This window comes from Myxacorys sp. (assembly GCF_059501405.1).
In genome coordinates this window covers 46,306-64,744 of sequence record NZ_JCACCM010000187.1, presented here as the reverse complement: position 1 = coordinate 64,744, position 18,439 = coordinate 46,306, and the positions used below count along the sequence as shown (strand labels likewise).

Below are 18,439 nucleotides of genomic sequence, written 5' to 3'. Positions count from 1 at the left end.
CAGGAACGTTCATATCTGAAGCAGGAATGTTCTTACTTAAAGCAGGAATGCTCCTGTTTCAAATAAGAACGGTGGCTATGCCAAGCTAAAGCAACGCACCTGAAACAGAGATGTTTCAAATGGAAACGGTGGCTATGCCAAGCTAACGTTCTCGCTAACCCTTCACACCACTGCCCGATTCCGTCGGCACGATGTAGTGCTGCATTGCCACAAAAAACACGAGAATCGGCACGATCGAAATGACTGAACCAGCGGCAATCAATCGCCAATCTAAGGTAAACGTGCCAGCAAGATTGGCAACGCCAAGCGGCAAGGTAAACAATTCAGGACGATCTAACACTAAAAGAGGCCACAGAAAATCGCTCCACGAGCCGATAAACACAAAGATCGCTAGGGTGACGAGCGCAGGACGAATAGACGGAATCATCACATGCCACCAGACACCGAGTTCTGAGCAGCCATCCATTCGTGCCGCTTCTTCAAGCTCTTTGGGAACCCCTTGAAAGGCTTGTCGAAGTAGAAAGATCCCAAACGCAGAAGCAATTCCGGGAAAGATTACGCCTAGATAGGTGTTGAGCAACTCCAGCTTCACCGCTAACACGTATAGTGGAATCATCACAATCTGAAACGGAATTAGAATCGTCGCCACGATCGCGCTAAAAATAATTTCTCGACCTCGAAATGCAAGCCTTGCTAGTGGATAAGCAGCCAGTGAGCAAAACAATAAATTTAACGCAACTGTTAATACAGAAACTAACGTGCTGTTAAATAAATATTGCCCAAATGGATTGCTTCGCCAAACAGTAACAAAATTCTCAAATGTCGGCTGAGAGGGAATTAGCTGCGGCGGAAACTGAAAAATATCTTCGGTGGGCGACTTAAACGATGTACTCACCAACCACACTAAAGGAATCAGCATGACTAGCGCGATCGCACTGAGCACACCATACATTCCCCACGATCGCCAACTCTGGTTACGCTGAATCATCGCACTTCAAACGCCTGTCAAAAAATTATTTTGTCGCCACCACTGCCAGATTCCAAGCCATGCGTTTCATCAATGGCAACTTTTTCAGAATCTTATCGAGCTTTTCTAACCGGAGATACGTTTTCTCTAGTCTTGCTTGCTCGACAATGATTTTCTTCCAATACCGTTCTTCATTTGGATTCACTTTTTCAATGAGATAAAACCGCAGAAAAATCCATAAACTGGCTAACCAGAAGGTGTCATAGTTCGTTTGTGAATATAGCGATTTAATGTAATTGACAAGATTGATATCTAACGGCGTTTCATCTTCGGTTCGCACTTCCGTTGCCATTCTGCGATAGACATTAATCACTGGATTGTGTTTTAACGGATCCCAAAAACAGGCTTTGCCACCGGGTTTTAAGACGCGATGCATTTCTCGCAGCGTCACTTTAGGGTGTGGAATATGATGCAACAGGTTAGAAGCGTAAATAATATCAAACGTGTTGTCAGGAAAGTCGATTGCCATCGCATTGATCACTTTACCCTCAACGTGAACTCCATTTCGCGCCGCTAACTTCGTCGCAACCTCCACCATTCCCGGTGAATAATCGGTCGCAACACACCGCGCTCCTAGTTGAGCAAAATAAACGCTATTCTCTCCCGCACCGCACCCCAAATCGAGCAGATATTTCCCTCGCACATCGCCCAACTGCCTCAAAATAAACCGATTTTCAGGAGCAGTACAGGCTTCAAAATAGTCTCTGACTTGAATCCCGTCGATATCGATCGTGCTTGCCCACTGATCGTGAAAATCTTGCTCTCGGCGGAGTAAATCGTCTTGCATAGGGTTCAGGACAACATCAAAAAGGGGCAGCGATAAACCACCCCAAAATAACACTGAATGAAGCTTTGTAGAACCAAGAGTGAAATTCTACAAATTCTTCGTTAGTTAACGGATGCTGCTACAGGCTCAGCAGGCTGCAACGAGGCATACAAGCGATTTAATGCATTCACATAAGCTTGTGCCGACGCCACAATAATGTCTGTATTAGCGGCATGACCAGAGAAAATACGATCGCCATATTTCAGCCGAATCGTTACTTCCCCGATCGCATCAATTCCTGCCGTCACCGACTGCACCGAATACTCAATCAGTTGGTTGGGCACATTCACCACGCGGTTAATGGCTTTGTACACCGCATCGACGGGGCCGGTTCCTGTGGCCGCATCCGTCAATTCTTCACCATCAGGATTAATCAACGATACTGTTGCGGTCGGACAAGAGCGATTTCCGCAGGAGACCTGCACCAACTCCAACCGAAATAGATCGGGAACTTGCTGAACTTCATCATTAACAATCGCTTCTATGTCGCGATCGCCGACTTCTTTTTTCTTGTCCGCCAGTTCTTTAAATCGCAAGAAGGCTTTGTTGAGGTCTTGCTCGGATAGCTCGTAGCCCAATTCCTTCAGACGCGTGCGGAAGGCGTTGCGACCAGAATGCTTGCCCAATACAAGCTGCTGCGTATTGGTTAGCCCGATCGTTTGAGCATCCATAATCTCGTAGGTTTGCCGATTCTTCAGCATTCCGTCTTGGTGAATGCCCGACTCATGAGCAAACGCATTCGCCCCAACGATCGCTTTATTTGGCTGTACCAACATTCCCGTCAAGGTCGAAACCATGCGAGAGGTTTTGTAGATTTCTTGAGTGTTAATCTGGGTCAGAGGCGCTTCCGACTCGACCGGACGCCCTAAGAACGAATTAAAGTACTGACGACGCACATGCAACGCCATCACCAATTCTTCGAGGGACGCATTTCCGGCGCGTTCGCCAATGCCGTTGATCGTACATTCAAGCTGTCGTGCGCCATTTTTAACCGCTTCTAAAAAGCACGCTACGGCCAAGCCCAAATCGTTGTGACCGTGGACGGAAATAATCGCTTGATCGACGTTCGGCACATTGTCTCGGATGCCGCGAATCATCTCACCAAACTCACTCGGCGTCATGTATCCCACCGTATCGGGGATGTTAATTGTGGTTGCACCCGCTGCGATCGCGCGTTCCAACACCTGATACAGATACTCTGGATCGGATCGTGCGGCATCCATGGGTGAAAACTCGACATCATTCACGAACGACTTGGCATAGGCAACCATTTCTTCTGCGATCGACAAGACTTCCGCGCGAGTCTTCTTCAACTGATATTCCAGATGAATATCCGACGTTGAGATAAAGGTGTGAATTCTCCCCTTCGCGGCGGGTTTAAGCGCTTCGGCTGCCGCTTTAATGTCGTTTGGAATAGCCCGCGCCAAACTACAGATAACAGGGCCCTCGGGCGTGCCCACTGTTTGAGCAATTTTTTGCACCGCTTCAAAGTCGCCTGGACTCGCAAACGCAAATCCCGCTTCAATCACATCTACGCCAAGGCGAGCAAGTTGCCGTGCGATCGTCAGTTTTTCATCGACATTAAGCGTTGCGCCAGGGCACTGTTCGCCATCGCGCAAGGTCGTGTCAAAAATGATAATTCGATTCGGCTGTGATTGAACGTTCATGGCTCCAATTAGGGGGTAGAGAACGGGCATAGCAGATCTCAGCAAGTAGCCCTCAAATAGATTGGCAACCTGCATCTCGATCAAACGCTATCGCTAATGGCGATCGTATAGCCCTTATTCTAGACTTTAGTATGGACTTTAATCTCGTTTAGAGACTTTTACTGTAGATAGTAGCGAGATAGTAGGCGGTTTTAATAGTCAGCTTTTTCAATCTTGGCTCGAATATCGTTGAGATCAATATAACGGTCGGTGACATTCCTCAGTTCACGGGCAATCATGCCTTCGGTCGAGACGACCGTAATGTGAGTATTTTTTGACCTAAGAAACTCGATCGCGCGTTCAAAATCGCCATCTCCGCTAAACAAGATGACGCGATCGTACTGCTCGACCGTATTAAACATATCCACCACAATTTCAATATCTAAGTTCGCTTTTTGCGAGTAGCGCCCAGAGGTATCGTCATAATATTCTTTCAATATTTTAGTTCTAACTGTGTAGCCGAGACTGATGAGCGCATCGCGAAAGCCCCGCTGGTCTTGCGGATCTTTCAGCCCGGTGTACCAAAACGCATTGACTAATTCAACGCCGCGCTCAGTTGTAAAATGCTCCAGTACTCGTTTTGGATCGAAGAACCACCCATTTTTCTGCTGAGCATAAAACATATTATTGCCGTCCACAAATATAGACAGACGGTTCATCAAATAACGCATAGCAGGCTTAGACCCAGAATTTGTAGAAACTAGCATGTGAATAATTAATTCTAACAACGGAAAACAAAGGAAAACGCAAAACCAAATTGACTTGGGGATGGCGATTTGCCCCGAATCAGACGTATTTATGTAAAACTACTGACGATATGCTTCTCTTGAAATTTGGAAAGCGCCGCCTGACAAGCCGGAACTTTGCTCTAACCACCGGAGTCGCTGAGCCAGAAAGAGATACAGAGAAACAGTTGGATAGGAAAACGTGGATAGGAAAACGATATAGAGAGTGGATATCAAGAAAATTGACAGCGACTGTAGACGGCGGTTTTTCTAACATTCAGGTTTCTATAACATCAATTGTGCAAGGTAAACTTGCGCTGGATACAGACCCTTTCAATAAAGTGAACTGCGATCAATCAAATGAATTCCTCATCTTATAGATAGATTTCTTTACTTTTGAGAGTACCAATTCTTCACATAAAGGGAGGGAATGGGCAGTTTCAGGATTTATCGAATGCTCGTCGTAGAATTAAGTAGATCAAAGAGCGAGCTTACAGAGAACCGACTGGGACTAGGATGCAGTCTAAATTGATGAGGATTAAATTCTCCTAACACGATTCAGTTGCCCAACGATCTAAACTGATCTAAATTGCCACCCAAACCGCTTATGCCCAAGAAACGATCATCGGCAGGGTTTCTGCAATCGCTGACGCTAACATTGCGGTCAGGCACACTGAAATCAACCGCTCCTAGCTCGTCTACAACGGCTAAGCGCACCCTGATGCTGTCTGACGAAGAAGCAGCCCCCACGCTGCCAGAGCAAGGTCGGGGGTCGCCGCTGAGACTGAAGCCGTTGGGTCATGGATTGATGATGTTTTGGGCGATCGCGGCAGGCTCGGCGATCGCGACTCAGTTTATGCCGCTGCAAGCTTGGGAGCGACAGGCGCAAAGTGTCATCCTGCGCGTCCGGGGAGCAGTTCCTTCCCCAACGCAGGTGGTGATTTTAGCAGTCGATGATGAATCTCTGTTGCAGCTATCCGGGTCGAGTTGGCCGCTCCGGCGAGCGACGTATGCTGAAGCGATCGAGAAAGTACTGCAAGCGGGCGCAAAATCGGTAGCGGTCGATGTTCGCTGGGATTTGCCTAGTAGTTTTGGAGGCGATAGTCAAGCTTCTTCTGATTGCTCTAACGACAATATTCTAGTATCAGACGATGATCAGCAACTGCAATCAGTATTGGAACGCTACGACGGAAAAGTTACTCTCGCGACCGATTTGGATCAATTAGAGCAGCGGCAAGGGGCACAATCTCGCATCAGTCTGCCGTTCTGCCCGTTTCGCACAGCTAACGCTTCCTATGGCTTAATCAAATTTCCTGTAGAGCCGGACGAGCGGGTACATCGGTTTGGAAGTGAGTTCATCCGGCAAGAGTCGTCGGGTATGGACTTGCTGCGAGCCGAAAAGATTGAGTCGTTTGCAGACGCAACGCTGAAAGCGAGTGGTGTCAAGTATGCAAGCCCCCAGGGAGAAAATATTTTTTTCTACGGTGGGGCTGGAACCTTTAAACGAATTCCGTTTTGGACCGTGCTATCGCCAGAAAACTGGAATGATGCTTACCTCCAACAAGGTCGCATTTTCAAAGACAAAATTGTGCTGATTGGTCCGGTCGCCTCTGGAGTAGGGGATGAAATCAGCACGCCGATGGGTACGATGCCAGGGGTTGAGCTTCATGCTAATGCGATCGCATCTCTTCTAGAATTCCGGTCGCTGCGCACTGCGTTTCCCAATCCGGAAATCACCGGCTTAGCGGTATTTTTGATGGTTGCGAGTGCTGGAGGGCTACTCCGGTTAACCAAGCGACCAACTGCTCGATTGGGATGGGCACTTGCGATCGCGCTGTCTTGGTCTGGCGTTGCTTATGTACTGTTAACTCAAGCCTCAATTATCGTGCCGATGGTTGCGCCAATGGGCGCGATCTCGCTTGTCGGCATCTCGTATCTGGGAACGGGACTTGTCAGCGACTACCGAAACAAGCAACTGTTTCGGAAGACCCTCAAGCATTACTCGCGATCTCCCTTGGTGCAAGAACTTATTAGTGGGCAAGACGACTTTAAGGATCTATTGCAGGAACGAGAACTCGAAATTTTGGGCAAAAATTTAGGCGGACGTTACAAAATTACGAAAGTTCTCGGATCGGGCGGTTTTGGAGAAACCTATATTGCAGAAGACATTCAGCGCCCTGGTACGCCTCAGTGCGTGGTGAAGCAATTGCGTCCTAGCACAAATAATCCGAGGCATCTGCAGTTGGCGCGGCGTCTGTTTCAGGTGGAAGCAGAGACGCTCGAACGCTTGGGAGAACATGATCAGATTCCGCGTCTCCTAGCGTATTTTGAGGAAGATCAAGAATTTTATTTGGCGCAGGAATTCATTTCCGGTCCGCCGCTTAGTGAAGAGTTGTCGTTGGGCAGACACTTGCCCGAATCCCGGATCGTCACCATTTTGAAAGAGCTTCTGGAAGTCCTGAGCTTTGTTCACAGCAAAAATGTGATTCACCGCGATATCAAACCGAGTAATGTGATCAAGCGGCAGTCCGATGGCAGACTGGTACTGATTGATTTTGGAGCCGTCAAGGCGTTGCACGATCAGATTTTAGACGATCGTTTGTTTTCAGGAACGATTGGAATCGGCACGCAGGGCTATATGCCACCAGAGCAATGCGCCGGAAATCCCCGCTTTAATAGTGACATTTACGCCGTGGGCATGATGGGCATTCAGGCCCTAACTGGACTGCCCCCCAGCCAATTGAAGGAAGATCCGCAAACGGGCGAGGTGCAATGGCGAGAAAAAGCGATCGTCAGCCATCCCCTCGCCGCCATTTTGACGAAGATGGTGCATTACGATTTTCAGAAGCGCTATCAATCGGCGATCGCGGCACTGCAAGATCTGATGAAGTTAACTGATTTGTCTACACTTTCGTTGATGCTAGACGATTTGCGAATCGAGGGAACGGCTGAGGAAGACATCACGACGACTCGACCTTGGCCTGAAACTTTTGTGTCTGACGAACTACCGCAAACGGAGCCGCCGCCAACAGAATAGAAGGTTTGAGAAAGGGATGAGGGACGCCTTGCGGCAACGTGACGCAGGGATGAATTGGGTTTTGAGAATATATTGTGATGCGTTGACAACACTATCCAGTTAGATCTTTCAGCCCAGTTGACCTTTCGGATAGTGTTGGTCTTTCAAATAAGTCTACTTCTGGTTTCTCATCCCTCACTCTTCCATCTTTGCGTTAAAGGTGTTCCTCTAGTTCAGAGTGGCAGACCAGGAGGACATTGCTCAGTTTCTGTTGTTTGCATGTCCCATGTCACTCAGCGCAGCAACGATCGCTTCTGCTTCTCCGCTGATGCGCCAAAGCGTCCGGCTAGCCTCTTTGCTGACTAATTCATACTCGCCTCTAAACGCTTCGATCAAAGCAGGAATGGCAGACTTGGCATCTGGACCAATGCAGCCTAATGCGTAGGCAGCTACCCACCGCACCTGCCAGTCGTCATCTTTGAGGGCGGCAGTGAGCGCTGGAACGGCTGATCTAGCGGCAGAATTAAAGCTCGCCAGTACCCAGGCGGCTGTACTGCGAACATGGGCAGGCTGAGATTCTAGTGCTGTCACCAAGGCAGGAAGAGCGCCCGTTCCCATTTTGCCCAAGGCCGCGATCGCTTCTCCACTCACTCGTCGATCTGGATCGCGTAATCGCTCCATCAACGCGGGAATTGCCAGTCGCGCTTCTGGTCCAACATGTCCCATCGACCGAGCCACTTCTCGCCGAATTTGCCACTCGCGATCTTGAAGCTCTCGGATCAAAGCAGGCAATACGCCTTTTGCGGCAGCACCCAGTTCGCCCAGTTCTCGAATGGCATCTAGCCGCGCTGTGGTCTCTCCAGTAGATAGGAGCGGCGTTAACCGCCGCATTCGTTGCTCAATTTGAGATTTTCGCAGGGTTTCAGCGCTGAGGCCCACACGCTGACCCAACCCTTCTAATACAAAATCAGGAATATTGATTTCTGTGCCTCGCGTCAAGCAGCAGTCTCGCATTGCTAGGAGAAAGCCTTGAGTACTCTCAGGCGCACCCGGCATCGCATCGGCTAACACTAACCATTCCTGCCACAACGCTCGGTCGCTGCCATAGCGTTCGACAAGGTGCAGTGCTGCCAAACATTCAGCTAACGGGTCGAGGGCAAAGCAAATTTGATCTTGAGCCGGACCGATCGCTTGCACGATCCGCAAGCGTTTCTCTAAATGCTTCAGCCGTGCTTTGGCTGCTTCTTCATTCAGACTGGCTTCACCCTGCGACGCTCCAAAGGATTGCAGTTCTGCTAGAATCGCTTCGCGTTTGGCAGGAGCAGGGCGATAGTATTGCTTCAAGCATTCCCAAGCAATGATTTTCGCGTCTTCATGCACCGTTAGGTTGGTTGGCTCATCGTCGGCGGCGTCGCGATTGAGCTCATTTAAGTAGCTCAGCATCAAATCAGGAATGTTGTCGGGCAGCGTGCTTTCGTCGTTAACACCTTCTTTTTTGCCGATCATTTGTTCAGCATAGAGGGTCGCGAGGAGCACGGTGATGTGGCGCTGACCAACCATTTTTGAGAGTTGGCTACAGGCGTCGAAATATTCAGAATCGGTAAAGAGTTCGCGCTTGCTGCGTTGCATCAAATACGCCTCTAGAAAGGAAGACAGGCGATTGCCTTCAATGCGGAGCGGTTTAATCGTTGTTTTTGGCACTTCGTCGAGCGTTTCTTCAACCCGTGACGTGACGATCAGCGCATTCGCCGGAAAGTCTGGATGTCCAGGACGAATCTGCTGACGAGTTTCTGCACTCAGTTCTGATAAGCGATCGACAATCACCAAGATGCGTCGCTGCCTGAGTAGCTTTTCGAGAAAGTCATCTGAAATCGGTTCTGACGCATCGATCATCGCCTGTAGCTGTCCGCGAATCGCTTCTCGGAAAGGATTTTTGCCGTCAGGAAGTTTAAAGTCTAGTTCCTGCTCGATCAACACGGGCAACATGCGATGACGGCAAAGGCGTTGGGGTCGCTTATCTGCCATTGCCCATTTGGCTAAGTGACACGCCAAACTCGTTTTACCAATTCCCCCTTCTCCCCAAATCAGCAGACATTGCCGCCCGTCCCAAAACGTTGTGTGCAGGTCATGATTCGCTAGTTCCGGAACCGTGTTGCCATCGAGAACGACGGGAATCGGAATGTAGACCTTACGATCGCTGACGGTGTTTTTGTGAGCAAAGCCTTCGCGTGCTCCATCGATTTGCTGACCGACCCATGCATCTAGCACCCTGGGATGGTAGTGAAACCAACCCACAAATAAGACAAACCGCAGGGGTACTTTGATGCTGCCGCCCATTGGACTGGGAATTTCAAAATCGGTGTAGGGCTTGAGGGCGTTGTTCAGTTTGAGCAGCCAAGACGGACGGATCAACAGAATCGCGAGCCATAGGCTCGGCATGGCGATTAGATAGAGCAGCACGCCTGCGATTGCAGGATTGGCCTGTCCCCACTCAACCACGCGCTCAAACGGACGGGAATCTTTTTCGTTTTTCAGTACGCTAATTGATCGCCGCACCGAGGTTACTAATTCTTCGTTGAACTGAGCTTTAGGATCTTCTAACAGAGGTAAGGCAGTTCCCAGAATCGTATAAGCGGTGTGGATTTCGACGACGGATAGGGATGGCGCTTTGTCTTGCAGACTTGCTGCAATCAGGCGGACGGCATTCGCCGTGTTCAGCCGCACTCCAGTATTCTCGTCGCTCAGCAATTTCACTAATTCGGGCAGGGCTTCTTTCGCCTCTAGCCCAATACGCCCCAATGCCACGGCTGATTGCGATCGCACATCTTTGTCAGCATCGCTCAGCGTTTTTGTGAGTTGAGGAACGGCCGCTTTTGCAGGACTGCCAACTCTGCCCAGTGCGATCGCAGCAAACGATCGCGTTTTGTGATCGGCATGACTCAGCGCTCGAATTAACTGCGGCACGGCTGGGCTTGCTTCAGCGCCAATACTACCGAGAGCGCTGGCAGAGTTGAGCCGAATATCTGTGTCCGGGTCAGCGAGCGACTGCGCCAGAAACGGCACGGCTGATTTTGCCTCCGCGCCCAGTTTTCCAAGCGCTGCGATCGCGGCTAAGCGCACCTCTGATTCTGAGGTCGATAGGATTTGAATCAGTTCTGGGATGGCAGGCTTTGCCTCCGTTCCTAGATTAGAAATCGCGGCGATCACCTCCAATCTCACTGATTTACTCGGATCGCTCAAGGCTTCAACTAAACCTGGAACAGCGATTTCTGGGTTACTTCCAATGCTTGCCAAGGCACGGGCAGCCGCGATCTGTACCTCTGGCTGATCATCTTTCAGTGCTTTTGCGAGGCCAGGAACAGCAGCTTTAGCGGCCAGCCCGATTTCTCCTAACGCCTCTAATGTCTTAACCTGAACTTCTTTCTGACTAGAATTGATTCCTTTCGCCAAAACAAGAACAGCGGGTTTGGCATCGGCTCCCCGTTTACCCAGGGCTGCGATCGCGCTCAAACGATCGCCGGGGTTTGCTTTATTGTTCTTGAGAATAAGGATCAAGTCTGCAACCGAAGCGCTTGATTTCTTCGCGGAGGTGCCCGCAAGGTCAAGTGCTTCGTGCTTCGCCTGTTGCCAAGTCCGAGCAGAAAGCTCGATCGCGTCGGCGCGTTCACTCTCATCTCGGTTAGGCGGATGCAGTATTACAGACGTACAGAGGAGGCTGATCTGACACGCAAGTAGGAAAAGTTGTCGGTTACGCACTGCCATAAAAACACTGCAAAGCAAATAGGTGGGCTACGGTACAAGGTTGCCACCTAACACAGATGAAGCAAGTAATACAGACGAAGCAAGGGGCGTTACTCCGTGGAGCTAACCAGATGATGTGACGTTTAAGGATAAGTTTTGATGAAGATGCAACCTTGACCCCGTGATTATTCCCAGTCGGTTGTACGGAGTAACGTCTTGAGAAGTAGAGATTAGGGAAAATGTCTCAAAAATGTTTCAGTAGTGCGATCGTGTCAGGAGCGGAATGTAAAAATCCAGAAAGGGCGGCAATCGGGTTAGAAAGCGATTCGTCTTGTGAAGTTTCGAGTGAAGTTTCGAGTGAAGCTCCGAAGCCCCCAATGACCTCTCATCATTGCTCTACTAATTAATTGTGAATTTTCCGCGCTAATAGTTCACAATTCAATAAATTTATAGTCTTTCTTTAGATGATTGACAAATCAGAGTATCACTGCTTGCATTTATTTTTCAGCGTTTAAACCAAATCTCTGAAAGGCTTGAAATATCAGTAAAAGTGTTTGAATTAGAGCCGAAAATTGCGGTTTTAACCTTAAATTTTACGGAGTAAGCATAATTGCTTAAAAGAGGATTTACGGACGCTGAAGTTTAACTTTTTTTGAACTAGTATTCCCACCCCAAGAAGATTTACCTATACTGAAATTCACTTGAAGCGGTCGCGGGGATCGCTAAAACAGATTTTTAATCACACCAATAAATCTAGCTCTGGGAGAATCGATATGACCTTAGCACGCAGCCAAAATTTGGGCAATTTGTATTTCTTGTCATCAGTCAAAAGCTTTCTGCTTTGGACATTTACCCTGACTGTTTGCATGATTGTTATCGGTTTTCCGCTGTTGGTTTTAGTTGTTTCAGTCGGCGCTTTGTTGGCAGGTGCATTGCACGCTATTCTGCCATTAAGTGGAGTTCTATTTGCCATTATTTCTGTGATCGGCATTCACGCTTTAGCCATTATGTTTATGGCGGGTTTACTAACCGCGAAAGGGATTCATCCCCAAGAAGTTGAGTGGTTGCGTTGGTTGAATGGACAAGCAAATCCATTGCATACGTCTGTTTATGCGTCTTGCCCTTTGACCTGCGATATCAATCAGTTATCGATTTAGCATTACAGATTTAGCATTACAAGAGTTATCGTCTTTCGGTGAACTGGTCTGACTTTTCCTGGCTTCGGCTGGGAATTTTTTTATGAAAATGTAGGATTGTCCTTCCACCTCATTCCTTACCCGGAATTCCTGTACCATAGTGAAGACAATTTCTAGTGAAGACAAGTTCTGCTTAATCGGATTATCGAGGTGACCCAGATTCTGGGGTCAATGCGGAAAGCTTGATTAGCGAAGCGCTGAACGGCTGTGCTAAATATGTTCCTGTTCGTATGACTCGACAAATTCCATGCTGAAGTTTCCAATTCCGGTTTGTCTCATTGTGGGGACTCGCCCTGAAGCGATTAAAATGGCTCCTGTCATTCAGGCATTTCAGCGTTCTGAGGCGTTCAAAACTCAGGTTGTGCTGACGGGGCAACACCGCGAAATGGTGGATCAGGTGATGCAGTTGTTTGACTTATCTGCTGATCAAGATCTGGCAATTATGCAGCCCAAACAAACGCTGACTGATATTACCTGCGGAACATTGCGCGGTTTAGAATCATTGTTTCAATCGCTTCAGCCGCGCATAGTGCTGGTACAAGGCGATACAACAACGGCCTTTGCCGCCGCGTTAGCCGCGTTCTATCAGAAAATTCCGGTCGGACATGTGGAAGCGGGCTTACGGACAGAGGACTTATTCAATCCGTATCCAGAAGAAGCAAATCGACGATTGGTGTCGCAGGTGACGCAACTCCATTTTGCGCCAACATCGCTATCGGTAGAGAATTTACAGCGATCGCAGGTGTTAGGCGAGATTCATCAAACCGGAAATACAGTCATTGATGCGCTGCTGGCAGTAGCAAATCGTCAGCCTGCCTGTGACATTCCAGGGCTAGAGTGGAGCAACTACCGCACAATTCTCGCAACAGTACATCGTCGAGAAAATTGGGGACAACCGTTAGAAGATATTGCTCACGGCTTTCTGAAGGTGTTGGATCAGTTTGAAGACACGGCGCTACTATTGCCGTTACATCGTAATCCGACCGTGCGCGAACCTCTGACGGCGTTGTTAGGCAGTCATCCCCGCGTATTTCTGACAGAACCGCTAGATTACACTCAGTTAGTCGGGGCAATGCAGCGCTGCTATTTGCTATTAACCGATTCTGGCGGCATTCAGGAAGAAGCGCCTAGTTTGGGTAAGCCTGTTTTGGTATTGCGAGAAACCACCGAACGCCCAGAAGCAGTGATGGCAGGAACCGCAAAGTTAATTGGAACAAATCCCGACATCATTTTTCGTGAAGCGGCTGAGTTGTTGAGCAATTCCCAGTCATACGCCGCCATGGCCAATGCGATTAGCCCGTTTGGGGACGGGTTAGCGTCGGAGCGAATTGTGCGAATTGTGGAGCAATACTTATCCGAAAAGTAGGTATCCGAATAGGGTTGTGCCCACTTCATCAGGAGGTCAAATCTACTTGGATTCAGCAACGCCGAAGGATGAAAGAATGACTATGTTCGCTTCATCCTTTTTCTGCTGTTTTGTTAACATCCCGTAACCTTGTTATGGTGAAGAAATGTGAATCGACATTTTGATCATTGTGACAAAAACAGTATTGATTACAGGCGCATCGTCCGGCATTGGGTTAGCCACTGTCCTGAAATTTCAGCAGCAGGGATGGAACGTGATCGCAACGATGCGATCGCTTGAAAAAGCGGGTAAGTTTGCGGCGCTTGGAAATGTTTACTGTTTAGGGCTAGATGTGACAGATCAAAACTCGACTGAAACCGCTGTCAGTGAGGCGTTAGAGAAAGTAGGTGATGTTGATGTCTTGGTGAATAACGCTGGATATTCGCTTGTAGGCGCATTTGAAGCTTGCACACCGGAACAAATTCAACGTCAGTTTGAGACGAACGTGTTTGGGTTAATGAACGTAACGCGATCGCTCCTACCTCATTTTCGCGATCGCGAGTCAGGCACGATTATTAATATTGCCTCGATTGGCGGAAAGATGACGTTTCCGCTCTATAGCCTCTATCACAGTACCAAATGGGCAGTTGAAGGCTTCTCAGAATCGTTGCAGTACGAATTAGAACCGTTCAACATTCGCGTCAAACTGATTGAACCGGGCCCCATCAAGACGGAGTTTTACAGTCGATCTGCCGACATTGCGAATCGTCCTGGGCTAACAGCTTACGATTCGTTTGTGAAGAGGGTCTTGCCCAACCTTACTAGAGCAGGCGAATCTGGCGGCACTCCAGAAACGGTTGCAGAGGTTATTTATCGGGCTGCTACCGATGGCTCGGCTAAACTGCGGTATCCAGCAGGCGGAAATGCAGGTACACTTTTACTACTACGAAAGCTTCTCCCCGATCGCATTTTTACCAGCATCGTTCGCCGTAGCACGGTTCGCTGATCTATGAAAGTTCTTCTATGAAAGTTCTTCACCTCTCCGACATCCACTTAGGTAGCGGGTTTTCCCACGGACGGATCAACCCTGAAACAGGGTTAAATACTCGCTTAGAGGATTTTGTTGCCACGTTGGGACGCTGTATCGATCGCGCCCTGTCTGAACCTGTGGATCTGGTGTTGTTTGGTGGAGATGCCTTTCCCGATGCGACGCCGCCGCCTTACATTCAACAAGCGTTTGCGCGCCAGTTTCACCGTCTTGTGGAAGCCCAAATTCCTACAGTTTTACTGGTCGGGAATCATGATCAGCATTCTCAAGGCGCAGGCGGCGCGAGTTTGTGCATTTATCGCACCTTGGGCGTGCCGAATGTGATTGTTGGCGATCGCCTCGATACTTATACAATTAACACCAAAAATGGTGCCGTCCAGGTGATTACGCTGCCTTGGTTGACGCGATCGACGCTGCTGACTCGTCCTGAAACCGAGGGCCTATCTATGACAGAAGTCGGGCAGTTGTTGCTCGATCGCTTGCGCGTTGCCCTAGAAGGAGAAATTCGTAAACTCAATCCTGACCTTCCGACGGTGCTGTTGGCGCATCTGATGACCGATACAGCCAACTATGGGGCAGAGAAGTTTTTAGCAGTTGGAAAAGGATTTACGATTCCGTTGTCATTTCTTACGCGCGAATGTTTCAACTATGTTGCGCTAGGGCATGTCCATAAGCACCAAGTCTTGTGTGAAAATCCGTTTGTTGTTTATCCCGGCAGCATTGAGCGAGTTGATTTTAGCGAGGAAAAAGAAGATAAAGGATTTGTGCTGGTTGAGCTAGACGGCCATTCTACAACGGTGGAATTTTGCCCGTTGCCTGTGCGATCGTTCCGCACGATCGAAATTGATCTTTCCGAAAAGAAAGATCCGCAAGCGGCATTAATTCGAGCGCTCAAACCTGAGTTGATTGAGAACGCAGTAGTACGCCTCAATTATCAAATTCGCCCTGAACAACTAGATCACCTTGATGATGCTCGAATTCACAAAGCGCTAGAGCTGGCTCACAGCTATACGATTCAGTCAGAATTGACCAACAACTTGTCGCGATCGCGCCTGCCAGAACTGGGAGTGGGATCTACGATCGCGCCCTTCGACGCGCTAAAAGCTTACCTGTCCAATCGAGAGGATTTGCGAGAACTCGAAGAACCGATTTTAGAGGCTGCAAGACGACTACTTGCACAGCAAGAGCCGCTTGTCGAGGTTGTTTTGGCAGAAGAACTAGAGCCCGCCCAAACGCAGTTGCGACTGCTCTAACATTGTAGACAGTCATTCTCTAATCTCTAAATATAAGTAGAACTGATTGAATAACAATTGCGCCGAATTGAAACAGAGTTGTATATTGGACGCTACGCATAGCGTTTCTGCAAAGAAATTGACCCTAGGTATAGCCTATATAGCGTCTCAACATCAGATCTAACTCGATCTGTATTCTACACATGTCATACGGAGTCTCTTATGGTTCAAGACATCGCACGTATACGAGACCGTTCTGGCTCAGATAGTCAGGATACCCCAGTTAAAGACAACTTGAATGGGCAATTTCCGGCAACGGCTCCCGCCGCAAATCCCGTTTTCTACCGCACCTACAGTCGAAAGTTGGGAGAAACTCGTCGCGAGTCTTGGCAAGAGGTGAGCGATCGCACCCTGAACGGACTCGCCGAACTGGGCAAGTTTACCTCTGAAGAAAAAGCTCTAATTCAGAAGATGCAGCAGACGATGCGGTGTCTTCCCTCTGGGCGCTGGCTATGGGTCGGCGGCACAGACTGGATTGCCAAGCCCGAAAACTTTTCCGGTGCTTACAACTGCACCAGCACCAATGTCACTGACTGGCGTTCTTTCGGCTTGATGATGGATCTCGCCATGATGGGAAGCGGCACGGGAGCCGTTTTAGAGCCAAAGTACACCGAGCAACTTCCGGCTATTCGGAACCGACTGAACGTGAACCTCGTGGGCGAGATTGGAACGGCAATAGCCGACCTGCGCCAAGACAAAACCGAGACGACAGTCAACGGCAATCACGTCACAATTCGCGTCGGCGATAGCCGTCAGGGTTGGGTAGAGTCATATCAAAAATTATTAGAGCTATCGAGCGACACTCGGTTTGCGGCTGGAGAGATCGAAGTCTCGATTAACCTTAGCCATGTGCGCCCCGCGGGAGAGCGACTCAAAGGCTTTGGTGGCGTTGCCAATCCGGTGAAGCTCCCCGAATTGTACGATCGCTGTGCAAGGGTTCTCAATCGCGCAATCGGTCGGAAGTTATCGCCCGTTGAGTGTTGCTTACTGATTGATGAAGCGGCGGCCTGCGTGGTTGCTGGCAATATCCGACGATCAGCAGGTATGCGTCAAGGCAGCAGCGATGATGCTGGGTTTGCAACAGCAAAAGATAATTTGTGGCAGCAAGACGCAAACGGGAACTGGAGAATTGACCCCGATCGCGATGTGCTACGGATGGCAAATCACACGCGCGTCTATCACCACAAGCCAAGCCTGCAAGAAGCGATCGATGCGGTTCGCAAGCAATTTTACTCGGGTGAAGGCGCAATTCAGTATGCGCCGGAAGCGATCGCGCGTTCCAATGCCGACATTCTGACTACACCCCAGCAGAAAGCGGCATTTATTGAAGCGTATGAAGCGGGTCAAGGGCAACAGTGGCTTCAGAATAATGACGCCCAAATGCCAGACGCAGAAATTGAACACCGCTTGGGACGCTACGGATTGAATCCATGCGGAGAAATTCTGGGTGAAAATTTCCACTGCAACTTATCCGAAGTTCACCTCAATCAGATTGATCCGCTAGATTATGACGCGCAAGAGCAAGCGTTTACAGCCGGAGCGCTCTCCGTCGCGGCTTTACTGAATCACCAATTCACCGAGCCTCGCTATCAGTACTCTCGCGAACTCGATCCGATCGTTGGCGTCTCTTTCACTGGCTTATTTGACTTCTTTGTTCATGCCATGGGAGTAGAGTGGCTGCGGTGGTGGGAAGCAGGCAGACCGGACACCGTGACAGGCTTGCAGTTCAAGGAGCGTGAGAAAGAGTACCTCAGTCGTTGGAACGCGATCGTGCATCGCGTCGTGTGGGACTACTGCGATCGCCACGGACTGCGCCGCCCCAATCGCTGCACCACCGTTCAGCCTGCGGGGACAAAATCGCTGCTCACAGGCGCTAGCCCTGGATGGCATCCCCCCAAAGCCCAGCGCTTTATTCGCCGGATCACCTTCCGCAAGAACGACCCGGTCGCCATGGCATGTTTAGATTACGGATACAGCATCGTGCCGTCGCAGTCTGACAAAGATGAAAACGGCAATCTGTTAACCGACCCGTTTGATCCCCGGTGTACAGAATGGCTAGTCGAAATTCCAGTCGAAGTGCCGTGGGCAACCCTTCCCGGAGCCGATCAGATCGAGATCGAGAAGTTTTCAGCCGTGGCGCAAATGGATTTCTATCTGCAAGTCCAGAAGTACTACACCGCTCACAACACTAGCGCCACCATCGAACTGCGCGAGGATGAAATTGATGCTTTAGCCGCTCGAATTCATCAAGCGATCGCACAGAATGAGGGTTATATCAGTGCTGCTTTGTTAGCCCGATTTGACGCACCGTTCCCTCGGTTGCCGTTTGAGAAGATTGACCAAGCCACCTACGAGCAGTTGCAAGCGGAAGTGTTAGCTCGTCAGCGCACCAACGATTTTTATAGCGCTTTGAGCCGATACGATTCGGGCGAAGGGATTGCAGAAGGCCCAGCAGGATGCGACAGCGATAAGTGCATGTTGCCTGAGAAGAAAGGGTAGTTCTTTCGTCAATAGCAT

The 18,439-nt window shown here is 49.4% G+C and carries 11 protein-coding genes; 6 read left to right on the top strand and 5 right to left on the bottom strand.

Annotated elements, in window-relative coordinates; genetic code table 11:
- Positions 1-154: 154 nt before the first annotated feature.
- From AC5I6P_RS26305 to labA, 4 genes are all read right to left on the bottom strand, one after another.
- Positions 155-988 carry a carbohydrate ABC transporter permease gene (locus tag AC5I6P_RS26305; RefSeq protein WP_495696735.1) on the bottom strand — a complete coding sequence of 278 codons (834 nt, stop codon included), beginning with the start codon at positions 986-988 and terminating at the stop codon, positions 155-157.
- Between the two features lie 25 nt (positions 989-1,013).
- Positions 1,014-1,814: a class I SAM-dependent methyltransferase gene (locus AC5I6P_RS26300; protein ID WP_495696734.1), complete on the bottom strand. Its 801-nt coding sequence runs from the start codon at positions 1,812-1,814 to the stop codon at positions 1,014-1,016.
- A 101-nt stretch (positions 1,815-1,915) separates the two neighbouring features.
- A complete protein-coding gene (locus tag AC5I6P_RS26295; RefSeq protein WP_495696733.1) occupies positions 1,916-3,520 on the bottom strand; it encodes a 2-isopropylmalate synthase in 1,605 nt (534 codons plus the stop codon).
- Positions 3,521-3,711: 191 nt separating this feature from the next.
- Positions 3,712-4,230 (bottom strand): low amplitude/bright protein LabA, encoded by a 519-nt coding sequence (gene labA / locus AC5I6P_RS26290; protein WP_495696732.1) that lies wholly within the window; start codon positions 4,228-4,230, stop codon positions 3,712-3,714.
- Between the two features lie 661 nt (positions 4,231-4,891).
- On the opposite strand from labA, the gene AC5I6P_RS26285 reads away from it, so the two are divergent.
- Positions 4,892-7,321, top strand: coding sequence for a CHASE2 domain-containing protein (locus AC5I6P_RS26285; RefSeq protein WP_495696731.1), 2,430 nt, complete (start codon positions 4,892-4,894; stop codon positions 7,319-7,321).
- 240 nt (positions 7,322-7,561) lie between these two features.
- Here AC5I6P_RS26285 and AC5I6P_RS26280 read toward each other — a convergent pair whose 3' ends face one another.
- A complete protein-coding gene (locus tag AC5I6P_RS26280; protein ID WP_495696730.1) occupies positions 7,562-11,062 on the bottom strand; it encodes a HEAT repeat domain-containing protein in 3,501 nt (1,166 codons plus the stop codon).
- A gap of 752 nt (positions 11,063-11,814) precedes the next feature.
- Between AC5I6P_RS26280 and AC5I6P_RS26275 the strand changes: the two genes are divergently transcribed.
- The 5 genes from AC5I6P_RS26275 (at position 11,815) to nrdJ (ending at position 18,421) form a co-directional block, all read left to right on the top strand.
- Positions 11,815-12,198 carry a hypothetical protein gene (locus AC5I6P_RS26275; protein ID WP_495696729.1) on the top strand — a complete coding sequence of 128 codons (384 nt, stop codon included), beginning with the start codon at positions 11,815-11,817 and terminating at the stop codon, positions 12,196-12,198.
- A 286-nt stretch (positions 12,199-12,484) separates the two neighbouring features.
- Positions 12,485-13,603, top strand: a complete 1,119-nt coding sequence (gene wecB / locus AC5I6P_RS26270; protein ID WP_495696728.1) for a non-hydrolyzing UDP-N-acetylglucosamine 2-epimerase — start codon at positions 12,485-12,487, stop codon at positions 13,601-13,603.
- Between the two features lie 169 nt (positions 13,604-13,772).
- Positions 13,773-14,588 carry an SDR family oxidoreductase gene (locus AC5I6P_RS26265; RefSeq protein WP_495696727.1) on the top strand — a complete coding sequence of 272 codons (816 nt, stop codon included), beginning with the start codon at positions 13,773-13,775 and terminating at the stop codon, positions 14,586-14,588.
- Between the two features lie 17 nt (positions 14,589-14,605).
- Positions 14,606-15,883: an exonuclease subunit SbcD gene (gene sbcD / locus AC5I6P_RS26260; protein WP_495696726.1), complete on the top strand. Its 1,278-nt coding sequence runs from the start codon at positions 14,606-14,608 to the stop codon at positions 15,881-15,883.
- A gap of 201 nt (positions 15,884-16,084) precedes the next feature.
- The gene (gene nrdJ / locus AC5I6P_RS26255; RefSeq protein WP_495696725.1) at positions 16,085-18,421 is read left to right on the top strand and encodes a ribonucleoside-triphosphate reductase, adenosylcobalamin-dependent; all 2,337 of its coding nucleotides are present in this window, start codon (positions 16,085-16,087) and stop codon (positions 18,419-18,421) included.
- Positions 18,422-18,439 lie beyond the last annotated feature (18 nt).

Coding starts and splice junctions, on each gene's coding strand:
- AC5I6P_RS26305 (WP_495696735.1), bottom strand. CDS start 988: ATGATTCAGCGTAACCAGAGTTGGCGATCGTGGGGAATGTATGGTGTG.
- AC5I6P_RS26300 (WP_495696734.1), bottom strand. CDS start 1,814: ATGCAAGACGATTTACTCCGCCGAGAGCAAGATTTTCACGATCAGTGG.
- AC5I6P_RS26295 (WP_495696733.1), bottom strand. CDS start 3,520: ATGAACGTTCAATCACAGCCGAATCGAATTATCATTTTTGACACGACC.
- labA (WP_495696732.1), bottom strand. CDS start 4,230: ATGCGTTATTTGATGAACCGTCTGTCTATATTTGTGGACGGCAATAAT.
- AC5I6P_RS26285 (WP_495696731.1), top strand. CDS start 4,892: ATGCCCAAGAAACGATCATCGGCAGGGTTTCTGCAATCGCTGACGCTA.
- AC5I6P_RS26280 (WP_495696730.1), bottom strand. CDS start 11,062: ATGGCAGTGCGTAACCGACAACTTTTCCTACTTGCGTGTCAGATCAGC.
- AC5I6P_RS26275 (WP_495696729.1), top strand. CDS start 11,815: ATGACCTTAGCACGCAGCCAAAATTTGGGCAATTTGTATTTCTTGTCA.
- wecB (WP_495696728.1), top strand. CDS start 12,485: ATGCTGAAGTTTCCAATTCCGGTTTGTCTCATTGTGGGGACTCGCCCT.
- sbcD (WP_495696726.1), top strand. CDS start 14,606: ATGAAAGTTCTTCACCTCTCCGACATCCACTTAGGTAGCGGGTTTTCC.
- nrdJ (WP_495696725.1), top strand. CDS start 16,085: ATGGTTCAAGACATCGCACGTATACGAGACCGTTCTGGCTCAGATAGT.